The following is an 18,103-nucleotide window of genomic DNA, read 5'->3' as shown; positions in this document are numbered from 1 at the left end:
GGCGCGGGGGTGTTTCGGCGTCCGGACGAGGGGTCCGCCGATGATCTCGACGCCGGCGTTCCACAAAACGGGCATTGTGGAACGCCGGCGTCACGAACATCAACGGGACCCTCACGGAACGGACAGCGCGGCGCGGCCCCGACCCGCCCTCGCCGCGCCGGCCGCTGTGACCTCGCGGTCTACGCGGCACACGGCCGAAAGGCCCGCCTGAAGCAGGCGTACGCCGGTCACCCTCCGTCGTGGGGACCCGTCGGGCCGCGGTTCCGCTCCGGCGGTCCGGGCGCGGCCGGCCGACGGTTTTTGGACGTTTCCCACAAACCGAGCCGCGCAACGTTCGCGGTCTGCGACATGGCGCCGACGGCCGCGAGACGGAAAGGTGGAACACTGCCGTGTGCCGTCGTGCCGCGCAGCACGCACATCGTTGGTCTACAGAAGGGCTCGATCGGGTGTTCAGTCGTATCGCCATCGTCAACCGCGGTGAGGCCGCCATGCGGCTCATCCACGCCGTACGGGACATCGCCGCGGAGACGGGGGCACGGATCGAGACCGTCGCCCTGTACACCGACGTCGACCGCACGGCCGCCTTCGTCCGCGAGGCGGACCTGTCCTACGACCTCGGTCCCGCGTCCGCGCGCCCGTACCTCGACCTGAAGGTGCTGGAGCGCGCGCTGGTGGAGACCGGGGCCGACGCCGCGTGGGTCGGCTGGGGTTTCGTCGCGGAGGACCCCGCGTTCGCGGAGTTGTGCGAGGAGGTCGGGGTCGCCTTCGTCGGGCCGAGCGCGGACGCCATGCGCAAGCTCGGCGACAAGATCGGCGCGAAGCTGATCGCCGAGGAAGTCGGCGTGCCGGTCGCGCCGTGGAGCCGCGGCGCGGTCGAGACCCTGGACGCCGCCCTGGCGGCGGCGGCCGAGATCGGCTACCCGCTGATGCTGAAGGCGACGGCGGGCGGCGGCGGGCGCGGCATCCGCGTGGTCACCGACGAGGCCGAGCTCGCCGACGCCTACGAGCGCACCAGCCAGGAGGCCGCGCGGGCGTTCGGCAGCGGCGTCGTGTTCCTGGAGGCGCTGGTCACCGGCGCCCGCCACGTCGAGGTCCAGGTGATCGCCGACGGCCAGGGCACCGCGTGGGCGCTCGGCGTCCGCGACTGCTCGGTGCAGCGGCGCAACCAGAAGGTCATCGAGGAGTCGGCGTCGCCGGTGCTCAGCCCCGTGCAGACGGCCGAGCTCAAGGCGTCGGCCGAGCGGCTGGCCGTCGCGGTCGGCTACCGGGGGGCGGCGACCGTCGAGTTCCTCTACCGCCCCGACGACAAGCTGTTCGCATTCCTGGAGGTCAACACCCGCCTGCAGGTCGAGCACCCGATCACCGAGTCCACCACCGGGTTCGACCTGGTCAAGGCGCAGCTGCACGTGGCGTCCGGCGGCAGGCTCGAAGGCGGGCCGCCGGCGGAGCACGGGCACGCCGTGGAGGCCCGGCTGAACGCCGAGGACCCCGACCGCGACTTCGCGCCCTCCCCGGGCCGCGTCGCGCGGCTGGACCTGCCCGCCGGGCCGGGCATCCGCGTGGACACCGGCGTCAGCGAGGGCGACACCATCCCCGCCGACTTCGACTCGATGATCGCGAAGATCATCGCCTACGGCCGCGACCGCGAGGAGGCGCTCGGCAGGCTGCGCCGGGCGATGGCGCAGACCACCGTGATCATCGAGGGCGGCGCGACCAACAAGAGCTTCGTGCTCGACCTGCTCGACCGGCCCGAGGTGGTCGACGCCAGCGCGGACACCGGTTGGATCGACCGCGTCCGCGGCGAGGGCGGGCTCGTCTCGCACCGGCACTCCGCCGTCGCGCTGGCGGCCGCCGCCATCGAGGCGTACGAGGAGGAGGAGCGCGCCGAGCGGCAGCGCCTGCTGTCGACGGCGTTCGGCGGCCGACCGCAGGTGCAGCACGAGAGCGGCAGGCCGCTGGAGCTCAAGCTGCGCGGCGCCGGCTACCGCGTGCGCGTCGCGCGGGTCGGCGCGCACCGGTTCCGCGTCGGTGTCGAGGCGGGCGAGGAGGTCCGCACCGCCGACGTCGAACTCGACCGCTTCGACCGGCACACCGGGCGGATCGTCGTCAACGGCGCCCGGTACCGCCTGCTCACCGACACGCACGGGCCGGTCCACCTGGTCGAGGTGGACGGCGTGACGCACCGGGTCAGCCGCGACGAGGGCGGTGTCGTCCGCTCGCCCGCGCCCGCGCTGGTCGTCGCCACGCCGCTGGAGGTCGGCGCCGAGGTCGAGGCGGGCGCGCCGGTGCTGGTGCTGGAGAGCATGAAGATGGAGACGGTGCTGCGGGCCCCGTTCAAGGCGCGGTTGAAGGAACGCGCCGTGTCCGTGGGCAGCCAGGTGGAGACCGGCGCGCCGCTGCTGCGGCTGGAGCCGCTCGCCGACACCGAAGCCGAGGACACCTCGGCCGCCGGGGCCGTCGAGCTGGACCTGCCCGTCGAGCCCGGGACGGCCCCGGCGCTGGAGAACGCCACCCGCGGCCGGGAGGACCTGCGCAGCCTGCTGCTGGGCTTCGACGTCGACCCGCACGACGAGCGCCGGGTGCTCGACGGCTACCTCGCCGCGCGCCGGGAGGCCGCCGAGGGCGGCCACCGGCCGCTGGCCGAGGAGATCGGACTCCTCGACGTGTTCGCCGACCTCGCCGAGCTGAGCCGCAACCGGCCGACGGGCGAGGACGACGGCGGCGACAACCACGTGCACAGCGCCCGCGAGTACTTCCACACCTACCTGCAGAGCCTGGACGTCGAGCGGGCCGGGCTGCCGGAGGCGTTCCAGGCCAAGCTCGCCAAGGCGCTCGGGCACTACGGGGTCACCGGGCTGGAGCGTTCCCCCGAGCTCGAAGCCGCGGTGTTCCGGATCTTCCTCGCCCAGCAGCGCGTGTCCGCCGACGTCACGGTCGTCACGGCGCTGCTGCGCGCGTGGTTGCAGGAGCCGCCGCCGGACGAGACGCTGCGCGAGCCCGCCGGGCTCGCGCTGGAGCGGCTGGTGGCCGCGACGCAGGTCCGCTTCCCCGTGGTCGCCGACCTCGCGCGCGGCGTGGTGTTCGCCTGGTTCGGCCAGCCGCTGCTGCGCCGCAACCGCGCCCGCGTCTACGCCGACGTCCGCAGGCACCTGCGCCACCTGGACGCGAACCCGGACGCGCCCGATCGTGCCGAGCGCGTCGCCGAGATGGTGCGCAGCACCGAGCCGCTGGTGCGGCTGCTCGGCCGGCGGATCGTCCGCCACGACCTGGACAACTCGGTCATGCTGGAGGTGCTGACCCGGCGGTACTACGGCAACAAGGAGCTCACCGGCGTCCGCACCGGCGAGGTCGCGGGCTGCGCGTTCGTGGTCGCCGAGCGCGCGGGGTCGCGCGTGGTCTCCTCCGCGGTGGGCTTCGAGGCGCTGGGCGGCGCGCTGCGCGGGCTCGCGGAGCTGGCGGACGGCGGGGACCCCGTCGACGCCGACATCTACCTCGCCTGGGAGAACCAGCCGGAGGACTCCGACGCGATGGCGGCCGCGCTGCACGAGGCCGTCAGCGCGCACCCGCTGCCGGACCAGGTCCGCAGGGTCACCACCACCGTCGCGGGCAGCGGCGGCGCGGTGATGCACCACCACTTCACATTCCGCCCGTCGGCCGCCGGGATGGCCGAGGAGCGGCTGATCCGCGGCCTGCACCCGTACATCGCGCAGCGGATGCAGCTGGAGCGGCTGAACAGGTTCGACCTCACCCGGCTGCCGTCCTCGGACGAGGAGGTCTACCTCTTCCAGTGCGTGGCGCGGGAGAACCCGTCGGACGACCGCCTCGTCGCGTTCGCGCAGGTGCGCGACCTGACCGAGCTGCGCGAGCACGACGGCAGGCTGGTCTCGCTGCCCACGGCCGAGGACACGGTCGCCGCCTGCCTCGACTCGATCCGCCGCGCGCAGGCGCGGCGGCCGTCCACGAAGCGCTTCAACACCAACCGGATCGTGGTCTACGTCTGGCCTCCGATCGACATCACCCGCGCGGAGCTGGAGATGATCGCCGGGCGCGTGCGGCCCACGACCGTGGGCGCCGGGCTGGAGGAGATCCTGTTCATCGCGCGCCAGCGCGACCGGGAGACCGGCGAGCTGGCCAAGATCGCCGTGCGCGTCTCCTTCGGCGCTGCCGGCGGCGCCGAGCTGACCGTCGGCGAGCCGTCGGACGAGCCGATCGAGCCCATCGACGACTACCGCCTGAAGGTGCTGCGCGCGAGCAGCCGCAACACGGTGTACCCGTACGAGCTGACCGGCCTGCTCGGCGACTTCGTCGAGCATGACCTCGACGGCGGCCACGCGCTGGTGCCGGTCGACCGGCCGAAGGGGAACAACACCGCGGCGATCGTCGCGGGCGTGGTGACCACGCCGACCCCGCGCCATCCGCAGGGCGTCACCAGGGTGGTGCTGCTCGGCGACCCGACCAGGTCGCTGGGCGCGCTGTCGGAGCCGGAGTGCCGCCGCGTGATCGCGGCGCTGGACCTGGCCGAGCGGATGCGGGTGCCGGTGGAGTGGTACGCGCTGTCCTCGGGGGCCCGGATCTCCATGGAGTCGGGCACCGAGAACATGGACTGGGTGGCCGCGGCGCTCAAGCGGATCGTCGAGTTCACCCAGGACGGCGGCGAGATCAACGTCGTGGTCGCGGGCATCAACGTCGGCGCGCAGCCGTACTGGAACGCCGAGGCGACGATGCTCATGCACACCAAGGGCGTCCTGGTGATGACGCCGGACTCGGCGATGGTGCTCACCGGCAAGCAGTCGCTCGACTTCTCCGGCGGGGTGTCGGCCGAGGACAACTTCGGCATCGGCGGCTACGACCGGGTGATGGGCCCCAACGGGCAGGCGCAGTACTGGGCGCCGAACCTGACCGCCGCGCGGGACGTGCTGATGGCGCACTACGCCCACTCCTACGTCGCGCCGGGGGAGGAGGCGCCGCGGCGGGCGGAGACCACCGACCCCGTCGACCGCGACGTCTCCGACTTCCCGCACGCCGTGGCGGGCAGCGACTTCACCACCGTGGGCGAGATCTTCTCCGCCGAGGCCAACCCCGACCGCAAGAAGCCGTTCGACATCCGGACCGTGATGCGGGCGCTGTCCGACCAGGACCACCCGGTGCTGGAGCGCTGGGCGGGCATGGCCGACGCGGAGACCGCGGTGGTACAGGACGCGCACCTGGGCGGTATGCCGGTGTGCCTGCTCGGCGTCGAGTCGCGGTCGGTGCAGCGGCGCGGCTTCCCGCCTACCGACGGCCCGGACACCTACACCGCGGGAACGCTGTTCCCTCGGTCGTCGAAGAAGGCCGCGCGGGCGATCAACGCGGCCAGCGGCAACCGGCCGCTGGTGGTGCTGGCGAACCTGTCGGGTTTCGACGGCTCGCCGGAGTCGATGCGGAGTCTGCAGCTGGAGTACGGGGCCGAGATCGGCCGCGCGATCGTGAACTTCCGCGGCCCCATCGTGTTCTGCGTGGTCTCGCGGTACCACGGCGGCGCGTTCGTGGTGTTCTCGAAGGCGCTGAACCCGAACATGACCGTGCTCGCGCTGGAGGGCTCGTTCGCCTCGGTGCTCGGCGGCGCGCCCGCCGCGGCGGTGGTGTTCTCCGGTGAGGTCAACGCCCGAACGGCGGCCGACCCGCGCGTGCGGGACCTGGAGGCCCGCGTCGCGGCCGCCTCCGGCGCCGGCCGCGCCTCGTTGACCGCGGAGCTCGACGAGCTGCGCTCGTCGGTCCGCTCGGAGAAGCTCGGCGAGGTGGCCGCGGAGTTCGACCGGGTGCACGACATCCGGCGCGCGGTCGAGGTCGGCTCCGTCGACGCCGTCATCCGCGCGGCGGAGCTGCGTCCCCGGATCATCGAGGCCATCGAGTCCCGCCTGCGCTGACCCCGCCCCGGGGCACTTCCGGCCGGGCGGGCCGACGCGACCGGTGCGCGTCGGCCCGCCCGGGTACCGCTCCGGGAGGGGACGGGCTACGAGCGCGCTCTGGCCGTTTCGGCCCACCACCAGGTCGCCCTCCCGGTGACCGGGCACGGCCCGGTCGCCGGCCTCGGCGGGCCGCGCCGAGATGTGGAACCGGTCGCTGGTCCGGGGCCGCCCCGAGCCGGCCCCGGTCGCGCGCGACCGGGGCCGGCGCGCGGTCTGCGGGGACGGCGACGTCCAGTTCCTCGCGCAGCGCGGGAACCAGGACGAACCATGGGGGTGTGATACTTCGCGGCCGTCGTGCCGCCCCGGGTGCGGCACGGGGTGCCGGCGGGTGCTTCACCGTTGGGGCAGTCGTGGCCTTCGACCGCTCGCGCGGCCTGATCGGGGGTCAGATCCGTGACCGCGGCCTCTCAGAACCCCTCGCACGACACATCGGTTTCGGGAGGACTTCCGCAAATGCTCACCTGCGGGAATCGGGGCACGCGGCGAACGTCTCGCAGAACTCCCACAACCGGTCGTTTATGAGAGATACTCGGCGGGTGTTCAAGGACTTCACCGCCGAGCAGATCCCGGTGGGCGACGCCTCCATCTTCGTCCGCCATGGCGGTGAAGGCCCTCCCGTGCTGCTGCTGCACGGCCACCCCAGGACCTCCGCGACCTGGCATCGCGTCGCCCCTGCACTCGTCGCACGCGGTTTCAAGGTCATCTGCCCGGACCTGCGGGGATACGGTCGCTCGCGCGGACCCGCGCCCTCAGGGGACCACACCGAGTACTCCAAGCGCGCGGTCGCCGAAGACCTGGTGAAGGTGATGCGAGCCCTGGGACACGACCGGTTCGCTCTGGCCGGTCACGACCGCGGGAGCTACGTCGCCTTCCGGCTCGCCCTGGACCACCCCGGCGCGGTCTCGCACGCGGCACTCATGGACGGCGTGCCGATCAGTGAACACCTCGCCCGCATCACCCCTGGTTTCGCGACCCGCTGGTGGCACTGGTTCTTCTTCGCCCAGCCCGAGACCCCCGAGCGCGTCATCAACGCCGACCCCGACAGCTGGTACCGCGGTGACCCGCAGTCCATGGGCCAGGAGAACTACGACGAGTGGCGCGCGGCCACCCGGAACCCCGCCGTGGTGCGGGCCATGCTGGAGGACTACCGAGCCGGCCTCACCGTCGACCGCAGCCATGAGGAAGCCGACCGACGCGCCGGCCGACGGCTGCGGTGCCCGGCTCTGATCCTGTGGTCGCTGCGAGACGACCTCGAAGACCTGTACGGCGACCCGGTGGAGATCTGGAAACCCTGGACCCGCGAGGTGCGCGGCCAGAGCATCGACTCGGGTCACCATATGGCCGAAGAGGCCCCTGAAGCGGTCGTCGCTTGCCTGGCGGACTTCTTCAGCGCCTACCGCTAAACCCTGTGGTGATCCTTCTCGGCCCCCGTCCTCCGGCCTAGGGGCTGAGGAGGATTGGGGGACGAGGGCGGGCCCGTGCGGGTCGGCCACGTGGCGGCACGCCGAACACCGTGGGTAGGCGGGCTGGTCGGGGCGAGGGCGAGCCACACCATGATCGGGACATCGACGCCTCCAAGGGGGGCGGGGCGGTCAGGGCTGCTCTCCCATCCCCAGTTCACGTTCGGTCGGGCACGGGTAAGTGGTTTCGCACGTCAAACAGCGGCGCTCGCGGACAGTGGGGCTCTCGTGGAGGTCGGAGGCGCGCGGTTCGAGGGAGGCCTGGATGACGGCCGGGCCGGTCTCGGGCACGGCTTCCACGGCGGCGTCGACGCGCGGCGCCTGCTCCAGGAGCTGGATGTGGTTCTCGGCCTTCAGGCCCGGGTGGGTGTGGGCCCGGTCCTCTCGAAGCTGCGGGGAGCCACAAAGTAACCGGTGGGTAACCACAACGGGCCCTGTGGTGTCATCCCCGCCGAAGTCGCAGACGGACGCGGCTGTTCCCCTCTTCAAGGGGTGGGCCGGGCTGTCGGATCTCGGTACGCGACCGGCCGAGGAAGACGGAGTGCGGCAGGTTTGCCAGTCGGGCCTGCCGCGCGGCCGCATCGAGCAGCCGGGCGACGAGGCGAGAGCAGCATCCGCTGGTCGCCGCGGAGTATGGGCGCGGATCGGCTGAGTGTGGGGGGCCGCCCTTCGCGTCCGCGGGACACCGGCGGGGCGGCCCTCGCGGTGCTTGTCTGGTGACCAGCGCCGCGAGGGTGGCGAGCGCCGTGGTCTGCTACAGGCTGTTCCAGAAATCTGACAGCATGCGGGCTGTCCGCGCCGGGTCGTGAAGCATCCACCAGTGACCGAGCCCGTCGAGGTCGACGGCGCGAGCGCCGGCACGCCGGGCGGCGCGGTGGCGGAGGGCGACGCTGCCGGCCGTGTGGTCCTCGGTGGCGACGGGAACCAAACCCGGTCTGACAGCGGCCGCGGGCAGGCCGAGGCCGCGTTCGGTCAGCACCGCCTGGGGCACGGACCGGTACAGAGCGAGAATGGCCTTGCCCATCTGCGGGCCCTGGCCGAGCGCCACCTCGTAGGCTGTCGGCTCGGGAACGCCCCAGTCGACCATGCGCGCTGCCCGCTCCTCGACGCCGCCCGAGAAGAGCTCCTCGACGTGGCGCTCCCCGTCGCCCGGCGTCTGCCATAGCTTCGCGATCTCGTGCCAGGCGAAGTCCGGCTCGTAACCGCCGATGGTGTCGCTGACCCAGCTGCGGAGCAGGTCGGGGCGGGTCATCGCCACCTCCAAGACGTACCCTCCGCCGAAGTCGTGGCCGACGAGGTCGACGGGCGCCTCGAATCGGGACAACTCGTCGATGAGCCAGTCCCGGTAGTCGACGAACGTGGCCCCGAAGTCCGGGGGAAGCGGCGCACCGAAGCCCGGAGGTGAGAGCAGGACCGCCTCCTGCTGCTGGGACTCGGACAACTCGTTGATCAGCGGCGTCCACACCGCGGAGGTCACGGGGACGCCGTTGACGAAGACAGTGGTCATAGGTGAATGACAGCAGAGGCCGGAGCGGGCCGTCCAAGACCCGTTTCGCACCCCGTCATGCACTAATCGCATAACGGGTAGGCTGTGCGGCATGAGCGCGCTTCCCGATCTGGATCTGCGGCTGGTCCGGTACTTCGCGGTCGTCGCCGAGCGGTTGAACTTCGCTCGTGCCGCCGAGGAGCTGCGGGTCGCCCAGCCCTCCCTGAGCCGTCAGATCCAGCGGCTGGAGAACGCCCTGGGCGTACGCCTGCTGGAGCGCACCACCCAGGGCAGCCGGCTCACCGCCGCCGGCGCGGCGTTCCTTCCCCAGGCCCAGCAGCTGGTGCACGGCGCCCAGCAGGCGGTGCTCACCGCACGCGCCGCCGCGCCGGCGCGCACTGTCACCATCGGGTACGCCGACGACCTGATCGTCACGCCCGCCGTACGCGACCTGCGCCACCGGCATCCCGACGCCCACGTCCGCACCCGCCACCTCGGCTCGCGGGAGGCCGGCGCCCTGCCCGACCGGCAGGTCGACGCCCTGGTCATCCGCACACCGCTGCCGATCCCGGCCGACGGCCTCGACCTGGCGGTCCTCTACGCCGAGCCCCGGGTCCTGCTCGTGCCCGCGTCCCACCGCCTCGCAGGCAAGGAGTCGGTCACCGCCGCTGACATCTCTGCGGAACCACTCGTCGGCTGCACCGGCGCGGGTGCCGACTGGACCGCCTTCTGGCGGCTCGAACCCCGACCGGACAACGGTCCCGCCCCGCTCGGCCCCACCCTTGCCGACACCTACGACGACAAGCTCGAGGCCATCGCCGAGGGGAATGCCATCGCCGTCGTCCCGGCCGGCGACCTGCGCCACACCCTCCGCCCCGGCCTCGTCGCCGTTCCAGTCGACGAGGTCGAGCCCTGTCAGGTCGTCGTCGCCACCCGGTCCGCGGACACCAGCCCCCTCGTCGCGGAGTTCGTCGAGTCCGCGAAGCGGCTCCTCGTCCGCCACGCCTGACCACCGGCCCCGCCGGCCTCATAGGCCCCATCGGTCCCGTCCGTCATGCAGCTCCTGCATGAGGGGTTGCGAAACAGGTCTTGGACGGGGCCGCCGGCAAACCCGTTGACTGGTCCCATGACCGTTGACTACCGCGCACAGACCGTTCTGCTCACCGGGGCCAGCTCCGGGATCGGAGCCGCCTTCGCCAAAGCCCTGGCCGCACGCGGTTCGAACCTCGTGATCGTCGCCCGGCGCGCCGAGCGGCTGGCATCGATGGCGGACGAGCTGCGCCGCACCACGGACGCCCGTATCGAGGCGATCCCGGCCGATCTCTCTCACCCGGCCGCCGCACACGAACTCCACCAGGCGGTCGCCGATCGGGGCATCCAGGTCACGAGCCTGATCAACAGTGCCGGGTTCGGCTCGTTCGCCCTGTTCCCCGGCGCGGATCCCGGACGGCTCACCGCCGAGATCGCCGTCCACGCGATGGCGCCGGTGCAGCTGACCGCGGCGTTCCTGCCCCAGATGGTGAACGCCGGCAACGGCTTCGTCATCAACCTCGCCAGCGTTTCCGCCTACCTTCCGTCCCCCCGGATGGCCGTCTACAGCGCCACCAAGGCATTCGTGCTCAGCTTCACCGAATCACTGTGGACGGAGCTGCGCGGCACCGGCCTTACCGTGTTCGCCGTCTCGCCCGGCGCCACCGCCACCGACTTCACCACCGGGATGGGGCCGGACGCCGAAGTACTGACCGCCGGGAGGCTGCGCACGCCCGAGGACGTCGTCACCACCACGCTGCGCCACCTCGAGCGCCGCAGCCCCGGCCCGACCGTCATCGACGGGAACCTCAACAAGCTCGGCGTGTTCACGAGCCGGTTCATGAGCCGACGCCGGAACGCCCTGATGATGGCGCGCGTCTTCGCCCCCGACCGTCGGTCTCCTTCGGAGGGCGGACAGGACAAGCCGGAAAGGGGCGATGGACAGCTCGGCGTGGGGAACTCCCCAACGCCCCGCGACAGGACGAGCAACCGGTGAGTCGCTGCACAAAGGCCTGTCGCCTCACTGAGGGCGGGTGTGGCAGCGCGGGGGACGAGACCGGCCGGCTCGACCCCCTGATCGAGCCGGCCCGCGGAGCCAGCGGGCCGGGACGCCCCCGGGGGAGGGCGCCGTCACCGGCGGCTCCGCCGGGGGGTGACCACGGTGGTCAGGCCGTCCAGCAGGCGTTCGAGGCCGAAGGCGAACAGCGACTCCAGGTCGAGTTCCGTGCCCGGCTCCGTGATCTGGGCGATCAGCGGCCCCTCGGCGGGGAGCCGGGCCCTGCTCCACTGCTTGCTGGTCATCCCCGTGTCCAGTTCGGCGCCGGCCTCGCTCTCGATGTTCATCGCCGTTCCCCGCACGTAGTTGACCATCGTGGCGTAGACGTGCAGCCGGGTGCCCGGGTCCAGGTCGAGGCCGTCGAGCGCGCCCAGGCTCCAATGCCCGTACTCCAGCAGCCCCGGCAGCGTGGCCGGCCGGGTGATGGACACGAGCCGCGGCAGCCAGGGATGGCGCTGGTAGGCCGCCCACTGCAGCCGGGCGGCCACCCGCAGGTGGGAACGCCATCCCGGCGGCGGCTCCGGGTAGTCGATCTCGGCGAACGCGGCGTCGGCGATCAGCTGGGTGAGCTCGGCCTTGGCGTCGAGGTGCCGGTAGAGGGCCATGGTGGCGACGCCGAGCTCGGCCGCGACCGCCCGCATGGACAGCGCGGCCAGGCCGTCGGCGTCTGCGAGCTTCATGGCCGCGCGAACGACGCGGTCGCGTTCGAGCCCCCCGGCCGAACGCGGGGGCAGCCTCCGGCGGGCGACCACGGCGCCGACCCGGGGCGTGGACTCGATGGCGCCCGCCTGCTTGAGCGCGGCCAGTGCTTTGGTGGCCGTCGCCATGGCGACGCCCCATTCGCGCATGACCACCCGGGTGGTGGGGACGGGATCACCGGGCCGCAGCTCCCCGTCGGCGATGCGCCGCTCGATGTCGGCGACGATCCGGAGGTACGGCGGTTGCGGGTCGTTCACGACGCCATGCTGCCACGCCTCAGCGGTCGGGAAGCCAGTTGCCGTGCAGGCCGAGCGGCACCCTGACCGGGAGGTGGACGCGCGCCACGGGCTCGCCGGTGAAGTCCTGGGCCGCGAGGATCACCAGGTCGCTGGCGTTTCGGAGGGGGTTGTGCGCGTACGTGAGCAGGTACCCGTCGTCCTCTCCCCGTCCCGCGGCGGCGAACACGGCTTCCCCTACCGCCTCGTCCTCGCCGAACCTGTGCACCTCGGCCGTCCCCCGTTCCAGGTCGTGCTTGACCAGGGCGTTGGTGAAGGCGTCGTCCGCCGGTGTGCCCTCGGGCGTGAACGGGAGCCCGTACAGGGCCGTCGCGGCCGAGTAGCCGTAGCGGTGCGGGCGGGTGGCGCGCGCGTCGTTCACACGCGGGAAGTCCTGCGGCCGGTCGTCGAGGCGCCGCTGGTGGACCTTGTCCGGCGCGATCGTCCAGCGGTCCAGCACGGGCCGGATCGCCCCGGGGTCGGCGGGGTCGAACGGGCCCTCGGCCGTGACCAGGTCGACCACGACCGAGTCGCCGTCGTCGTAGGCGTTGAGCGTGTGGCTGACATGGACCGGGTCGATGTCCAGCCAGCGCACCTCTCCACCGGCCCGCGGCATGACGCCCACCCGCGTGGGGTGCCCCGGCAGCCACCGGCACTCGAACCCGTCGAAGCCCAGCGGAGTGTCCCACAGCACCACGTGGTTCTCGGTGAGCGCGAAGTCGTGCATGAACGGCGTCCGCGCCATGGGGACGGAGGCGGCCCGCACGACGCTTCCCCCGGCGTCGGTCACGATGTGCTGCACGAAGTCGCGGCCCGGCATGTACGACAGCGAGTGCAGTTCGCCGGTGAGCGGGTCGTGCTTGGAGTGCGCCCCCGCCGTGAGCCCCTCCGCGGTCCCTCCCAGTTCGCACACGCCCACGGTGTTCAGGTCCTGGTCCAGCTCGGAGGGCGGCAGGCCGCCCTCGGCCAGGGCGAAGGTGCGCCGGGCGTGCTCGATCACGTGCACCATGGGCGCGAAGCCCGGTGCGCGCACGAAGCGGTTGCGGTACCACTCGGCCCGGCCGTCGCGCAGCCGGACTCCGTGCACCATGCCCCGGCCCATGCCCCAGATGTGGACGGCGGGGTCTTCCACGCCCAGCGGGTTGGGCCCGTTGCGCAGGTAGCGGCCGTTCAACTCGGCCGGGATCCGCCCGGTGACGGGGAGGTCGTAGGCGGTGACCTCTTCGGTGACAGGCGCGAAAGGCCCTTCGAGGTATCTCATGTGGACAACGTACGCAGGGCAGCGCCTCACCCCTGCCCCAACGAGGAAAAAGCCGTACCGTGCACTAGTGCAGACGCGTGGTCCGGCGGCACGGGCAGGAGCGTTTCCGCGCCACGCCCCAAGCCCGGGCACCGCCGGGGCCGCAGGCAGGGGGAGTCGGCGGTCATGCGCGGCCTGCTGTTGCCGGTCTTGGGCTTTCTGCCCGTTTCGGGGCCTGGAAGGGCGGAAAGCCCATGATCATTCCGAGCGAGGGCGGGACCGGTGCCCGAACCACCCCGCCCCGCAGACTCCCTCCTAATGGGCGACCCCGGCGTTCCGGGGCTTGCGTCTCAAGTCGCTTGAGGCACCACAGTGGCCCCATGGACAACCGAGAGCTGTACCCCATCGGAGACGCCGCGCGCCGCAGCGGCCTGAGCGTCAGCGCCGTCCGCTTCTACGCCGACGCCGGAATCGTCGAGCCCGCACACCTGTCCGGGGCGGGCCACCGCCTGTACGACGTCGACACCATCGCCCGCTTGGAACTCGTCCGCACCCTGCGCGAACTGGACACCGACCTGGACGAGATCCGCCGCCTGCTCGAAGGCGGCACGACCCTGCACGACCTGCTCACCACCCACCTGGAGATCGTCGAGCGCCAGGAGCGCACCCTGCGGGCCAGGAGGGCGGTGCTGCGGACCCTGATCAGGCAGGGCGGCACGACCGCGCAGGCCGACCTGATGCACAAGCTCGTCTCGATGACCGACGAGGAACGCGAGCAGACCATCGACGACTTCTGGAACGACGTCGGCGAGGGACTCGACGTCCCCGACGGTTTCGTCGACCGGCTGCGCGCGGTGCGGCCGGTCCTGCCCGCCGACCCCACGGCCGCCCAACTGGAGGCGTGGATCGAACTGGCCGACCTGGTGCGGGACCCGGCGTTTCGCGACGCGGTCCGCACCTACCTGCACGGCACCTACTCCACGGATATGGGCAGGAGCATCGCGAGCGCGCCGTCCCAGGACTTCATATACGGGAACGGGGCCGCGCTCATCGAGGAGGTCCTGGCCGCGCACCGCGCCGGTGAGTCCCCCCGGTCCCCCCGGGTGCAGAAAGCCGTCACCCGCTTCATGGAGGCGGCCGCCGCGCTGTCCGACACCCCGCTCACCCCCGAGCTCCGCGACCGCATGGCCGAAGGCTACCGGCGGATCCCCGAGATCGAGCGCCAGATCGCCGAGGAGGACGCCGCCTCCGAGGACCCCGTCTACGACGACACCCACGGCCGGTACCTGTCCCTGGTGGCGGTGGTCAACGGGACCGCGCCCGAGGAGGAAACGCTGCCCTACGCCTGGATCGCCGAGGCCATGCGCGCCCCGGCCGACGGCGTCTGAGGGGCCCGCCCCGCGCGGGCCTTCGCCCCGTCCGCGTCCCCCGGCGGGCCTCGTCCACGGGAGCCGAAAAAAATCCGGGCGGCGATGTCGAGAACCCGTGGCCGGCTTCGTCCCCGCAACGAACGCGGCCAGAATGGGTCGCACCAGTACCGAGGAGAGACACGATGGCCAAGTACCTGCTGCTCAAGCACTACCGCGGCGCCCCGGCTCCGGTCAACGACGTGCCCATGGACCGGTGGACGCCGGAGGAGATCTCGGCCCACATGCGGTACATGCGCGACTTCGCGGCCCGGCTGGAGGAGACCGGCGAGTTCGTCGACGGGCAGGCGCTCGCCCCCGAGGGGACGTTCGTCCGCTACGACGGCGAGGGGCGCCCGCCGGTCACCGACGGACCGTTCGCCGAGACCAAGGACCTCATCGCCGGTTGGATGGTGATCGACGTCGACGGCTACGAGCGCGCCGTCGAGCTGGCCGGGGAGTTGTCGGCCGCGCCCGGGGCGGGCGGGAAGCCGATCCACGAGTGGCTGGAGGTGCGCCCGTTCCTGACCGCGTCGCACACCATCACGGAGTGACCTCCGAGGTGAACGAGGTCCTCCTCCGGAGTCTCACGCCGAGCGTGCTCGGGATTCTCGTCCGCCGTGGGGCCGACTTCGCGGCGGCCGAGGACGCCGTGCAGGACGCGCTGGTCGAGGCGGTCCGCGTCTGGCCGGCCGACCCGCCGCGAGACCCCAAGGGATGGCTGATCACCGTGGCCTGGCACCGGTTCCTCGACGCGACCCGGGCGGACTCCGCCCGCCGCCGGCGTGAGGACCTCGTCGACGAGGAGCCGGCGCCCGGGCCCGCGTCCGCGGTGGACGACACGCTCCGGCTCTACTTCCTGTGCGCCCACCCGTCACTGACGCCGTCGTCCGCGGTCGCGCTCACCCTGCGCGCCGTCGGCGGGCTGACCACCCGCCAGATCGCCCGGGCCTACCTGGTGCCCGAGGCGACCATGGCGCAGCGCATCAGCCGGGCCAAGCGCACCGTCTCCGGTGTGCGGTTCGACCGGCCCGGCGACGTCGCCACCGTGCTGCGCGTCCTCTACCTGGTCTTCAACGAGGGCTACTCCGGCGACGTCGACCTCGCCGCCGAGGCCATCCGGCTCACCCGGCAGCTCGCGGCCGCCGTCGACCACCCCGAGGCGGCGGGGCTGCTCGCCCTCATGCTGCTTCACCACGCCCGGCGCGCCGCCCGGACCGCGCCCGACGGCAGCCTGGTGCCGCTCGCCGAGCAGGACCGCGGCCGGTGGGACACCGCGTCGATCGCCGGGGGCGTCGAAATCCTGCGGGCGGCCCTCGCCCGCGACCGGCTGGGCGAGTTCCAGGCCCAGGCCGCCATCGCGGCACTCCACGCCGACGCGCCCACCGCCGGGGAGACCGACTGGGCGCAGATCGTCGAGTGGTACGACGAGCTCGCGCGCCTGACCGACAACCCGGTCGTCCGGCTCAACCGCGCGGTCGCCGTCGGCGAGGCCGACGGACCGCGCGCCGGCCTGGCGGCGCTCGCGGAGCTGGACGCCTCACTGCCCCGCCACACCGCGGTGGCGGCGTACCTCCACGAGCGCGACGGCGACCCGGCGACGGCGGCACGGCTGTACGCCGAGGCGGCCCGCAAGGCACCCGACCTCGCCGAACGCGACCACCTGACGCGTCAGGCCGCCCGGCTCAACACCCGCCGGTGTCGCTGACGGCGGGTCGCGCCCGGGGTCCCCTCGGCACAGGGCCGATCCGGGTCCGCGCGGCCTCCGGGAAGCCCGGTAGGGGCTATCCGCCGGACGGCCGGGGCTGCCGCCAGCCGTTCCCGACCGACAGGCGGCACCCGGCCGGATCGTCTCCCGCGCCGACGAACAGCGAGGTCAGCATGGGGACGCCGTGGTCGAGGGTCTGGCGTGGCAGGGGGCCGTTGGCGACCAGGGAGACCAGCCCGTGGGCGACGGCCCAGCTCTGGACGGCCAGTTCCAGCGGGACGGTGTCGGAGCGGAAGCGTCCGGCGCCCCTGCCCCGTTCGACGGCCTGGACCAGGTGCTCCAGGGTCGCGTCCGCGGCCTTGAGGTCTTCGAGGTCGAAGCTCGCGTCGAACATGACCCGGTACAGGTCGGGGTGGTCCAGGGCGTTGCCGAGGTAGGCGGAGACCAGGGCGGTCAGGTCCCGCACCGGGTCCTGGGACGTCGCCACCGCCGCGAACCTGGACTCCAGGCGGGTGAAGCCCTCCTGGCGCAGGGCCTTCCACATTCCGTCCATGCCGCCGAAGTGGGTGTAGACGGCCATCGTCGACACGCCGGTCCCGGCCACCAGCGAGCGCAGGGTGACGGGTTCGCGGGTGCGGAGCATGTGCGCGGCCCGCTCGATGAGCAGGGTGCGAACCGCGGGGTCCTTCGTCCTTGCCATGGCACCAGAATACATAGCATTGCACTGCTATATTATTGGTGTCCCGAGCCCTCAGGACTCTCACGACAAGGAGCCGACATGGCCATCACCCTGGTGAACCCCGAAGGACTGCCGAAGGTCGACATCTACCGGCAGGTGTCGGTCGCCACCGGATCGAAGCTGGTGTTCGTCGCCGGCCAGGTCGCCCGCGACGCCGACGGCGGCAAGGTCGGCGAAGGCGACATCGCCGCCCAGGTCGAGCAGTGCTACCTCAACCTCGGCACCGCCCTGGCCGCGGTCGGCGCCTCCTTCGACGACGTGGCGAAGCTGACCGCCTACATCGTCGACTGGACCCCCGACAAGATGCCCCTGATCATGGAGGGGATCGCCCGGGCCGCCGCGAAGATGGGCGTCACCCCGGCGGTCCCGCCGCTCACCGGGATCGGCGTCGCGGCCCTGGCCGAGCCCGACCTCATGGTCGAGGTCGAGGCCACCGCGGTCATCGACTGAACGCGGGGCGGCGCGGCGACCGCCCTTCGACCCCCTGGTGACGAACGGTCCCCGCCCGCGACGGGCGGGGACCGTCCCCCTGCGCGGCCCGACCGCCGTCAGAGCCCGCGGTACATGATGTGCAGGCCGACGTATCCCTTCGAGGGGTGGCGGAACGCCTCGGGCAGGGTTGCCAGCACCTCGAAGCCCAGCGACCTCCACAGCCCGACCGCGCGGGTGTTGGTCTCCACCACGGCGTTGAACTGCATCGCCCGGTAGCCGTCGGCGCGCGCCCGGTCCAGGACGTGCTCGCCCAGGGCCCGCCCCACGCCGCGCCCCGCGTGAGCGGGGTCGACCATGAAGCTCGCGCTCGCGATGTGCGAGGCGGGGCCCATGTGGTTGGGGTACATCTTGGCGGAGCCCAGGACGGTGCCGTCGTCGTCGAGCGCGACGACGGTTCGGCCGGGCGGCGGCAGGAGCCACATGGCGCGGGCCTGCTCCTGGGTGACGTCGCGGTCCCAGGTGTAGGTCTCTCCGGCGGCGACGATGTCGCGCAGGAACGGCCAGATCGCGGGCCAGTGCTCGGGGGTGGCGTCTTTGATGATCACAGTGGTCATCATCAACGGT

Annotated in this window: 13 protein-coding genes; 8 read left to right on the top strand and 5 right to left on the bottom strand. The window is 72.7% G+C overall.

Features of this window, described 5'->3' with window-relative positions:
- Positions 1-446 precede the first annotated feature (446 nt).
- Both EV190_RS19315 and EV190_RS19305 read left to right on the top strand, forming a co-directional pair.
- Positions 447-5,906: an ATP-binding protein gene (locus EV190_RS19315; RefSeq protein ID WP_133743003.1), complete on the top strand. Its 5,460-nt coding sequence runs from the start codon at positions 447-449 to the stop codon at positions 5,904-5,906.
- Positions 5,907-6,484: 578 nt separating this feature from the next.
- Positions 6,485-7,351, top strand: a complete 867-nt coding sequence (locus EV190_RS19305; RefSeq protein ID WP_133743002.1) for an alpha/beta fold hydrolase — start codon at positions 6,485-6,487, stop codon at positions 7,349-7,351.
- Between the two features lie 811 nt (positions 7,352-8,162).
- On the opposite strand, the gene EV190_RS19300 is transcribed toward EV190_RS19305, so the two are convergent.
- The gene (locus EV190_RS19300; RefSeq protein ID WP_133743001.1) at positions 8,163-8,915 is read right to left on the bottom strand and encodes an alpha/beta fold hydrolase; all 753 of its coding nucleotides are present in this window, start codon (positions 8,913-8,915) and stop codon (positions 8,163-8,165) included.
- Between the two features lie 91 nt (positions 8,916-9,006).
- Here EV190_RS19300 and EV190_RS19295 point away from each other — a divergent pair, with 91 nt between their 5' ends.
- Both EV190_RS19295 and EV190_RS19290 read left to right on the top strand, forming a co-directional pair.
- Entirely contained in the window at positions 9,007-9,903 is an 897-nt protein-coding gene (locus EV190_RS19295) for a LysR family transcriptional regulator (protein ID WP_133743000.1), read from the top strand.
- A gap of 117 nt (positions 9,904-10,020) precedes the next feature.
- Entirely contained in the window at positions 10,021-10,920 is a 900-nt protein-coding gene (locus tag EV190_RS19290; protein ID WP_133742999.1) for an SDR family NAD(P)-dependent oxidoreductase, read from the top strand.
- Between the two features lie 134 nt (positions 10,921-11,054).
- Here EV190_RS19290 and EV190_RS19285 read toward each other — a convergent pair whose 3' ends face one another.
- Both EV190_RS19285 and EV190_RS19280 read right to left on the bottom strand, forming a co-directional pair.
- Positions 11,055-11,936 (bottom strand): TetR/AcrR family transcriptional regulator C-terminal domain-containing protein, encoded by an 882-nt coding sequence (locus EV190_RS19285; protein WP_133742998.1) that lies wholly within the window; start codon positions 11,934-11,936, stop codon positions 11,055-11,057.
- 19 nt (positions 11,937-11,955) lie between these two features.
- A complete protein-coding gene (locus EV190_RS19280; protein WP_133742997.1) occupies positions 11,956-13,215 on the bottom strand; it encodes a carotenoid oxygenase family protein in 1,260 nt (419 codons plus the stop codon).
- Between the two features lie 359 nt (positions 13,216-13,574).
- Here EV190_RS19280 and EV190_RS19275 point away from each other — a divergent pair, with 359 nt between their 5' ends.
- The 3 genes from EV190_RS19275 (at position 13,575) to EV190_RS19265 (ending at position 16,308) form a co-directional block, all read left to right on the top strand.
- Complete coding sequence (locus EV190_RS19275) at positions 13,575-14,582, top strand: MerR family transcriptional regulator (RefSeq protein WP_133742996.1); 1,008 nt, start codon at positions 13,575-13,577, stop codon at positions 14,580-14,582.
- Positions 14,583-14,746: 164 nt separating this feature from the next.
- Positions 14,747-15,154: a YciI family protein gene (locus EV190_RS19270; RefSeq protein WP_133742995.1), complete on the top strand. Its 408-nt coding sequence runs from the start codon at positions 14,747-14,749 to the stop codon at positions 15,152-15,154.
- An 8-nt stretch (positions 15,155-15,162) separates the two neighbouring features.
- The gene (locus EV190_RS19265; RefSeq protein ID WP_133743025.1) at positions 15,163-16,308 is read left to right on the top strand and encodes an RNA polymerase sigma factor; all 1,146 of its coding nucleotides are present in this window, start codon (positions 15,163-15,165) and stop codon (positions 16,306-16,308) included.
- A gap of 76 nt (positions 16,309-16,384) precedes the next feature.
- Here the strand turns inward: EV190_RS19265 and EV190_RS19260 are convergent, their stop codons facing one another.
- Positions 16,385-17,008 carry a TetR/AcrR family transcriptional regulator gene (locus tag EV190_RS19260; RefSeq protein WP_133742994.1) on the bottom strand — a complete coding sequence of 208 codons (624 nt, stop codon included), beginning with the start codon at positions 17,006-17,008 and terminating at the stop codon, positions 16,385-16,387.
- A gap of 78 nt (positions 17,009-17,086) precedes the next feature.
- Between EV190_RS19260 and EV190_RS19255 the strand changes: the two genes are divergently transcribed.
- Positions 17,087-17,497 (top strand): RidA family protein, encoded by a 411-nt coding sequence (locus tag EV190_RS19255; RefSeq protein ID WP_133742993.1) that lies wholly within the window; start codon positions 17,087-17,089, stop codon positions 17,495-17,497.
- A gap of 98 nt (positions 17,498-17,595) precedes the next feature.
- On the opposite strand, the gene EV190_RS19250 is transcribed toward EV190_RS19255, so the two are convergent.
- Complete coding sequence (locus EV190_RS19250; protein WP_243742680.1) at positions 17,596-18,093, bottom strand: GNAT family N-acetyltransferase; 498 nt, start codon at positions 18,091-18,093, stop codon at positions 17,596-17,598.
- Between the last annotated feature and the right edge of the window lie 10 nt (positions 18,094-18,103).

The organism is Actinorugispora endophytica (assembly GCF_004363075.1).
Lineage (GTDB): Bacteria > Actinomycetota > Actinomycetes > Streptosporangiales > Streptosporangiaceae > Actinorugispora > Actinorugispora endophytica.
This window is presented reverse-complemented; position numbering and strand designations above follow the sequence as displayed.

Bases quoted from the DNA above. Each gene is read 5' to 3' on its own strand.
- EV190_RS19300 (WP_133743001.1), bottom strand. From the start codon at position 8,915: ATGACCACTGTCTTCGTCAACGGCGTCCCCGTGACCTCCGCGGTGTGG.
- EV190_RS19295 (WP_133743000.1), top strand. From the start codon at position 9,007: ATGAGCGCGCTTCCCGATCTGGATCTGCGGCTGGTCCGGTACTTCGCG.
- EV190_RS19290 (WP_133742999.1), top strand. From the start codon at position 10,021: ATGACCGTTGACTACCGCGCACAGACCGTTCTGCTCACCGGGGCCAGC.
- EV190_RS19280 (WP_133742997.1), bottom strand. From the start codon at position 13,215: ATGAGATACCTCGAAGGGCCTTTCGCGCCTGTCACCGAAGAGGTCACC.
- EV190_RS19275 (WP_133742996.1), top strand. From the start codon at position 13,575: ATGGACAACCGAGAGCTGTACCCCATCGGAGACGCCGCGCGCCGCAGC.
- EV190_RS19270 (WP_133742995.1), top strand. From the start codon at position 14,747: ATGGCCAAGTACCTGCTGCTCAAGCACTACCGCGGCGCCCCGGCTCCG.
- EV190_RS19260 (WP_133742994.1), bottom strand. From the start codon at position 17,008: ATGGCAAGGACGAAGGACCCCGCGGTTCGCACCCTGCTCATCGAGCGG.
- EV190_RS19255 (WP_133742993.1), top strand. From the start codon at position 17,087: ATGGCCATCACCCTGGTGAACCCCGAAGGACTGCCGAAGGTCGACATC.
- EV190_RS19250 (WP_243742680.1), bottom strand. From the start codon at position 18,093: ATGACCACTGTGATCATCAAAGACGCCACCCCCGAGCACTGGCCCGCG.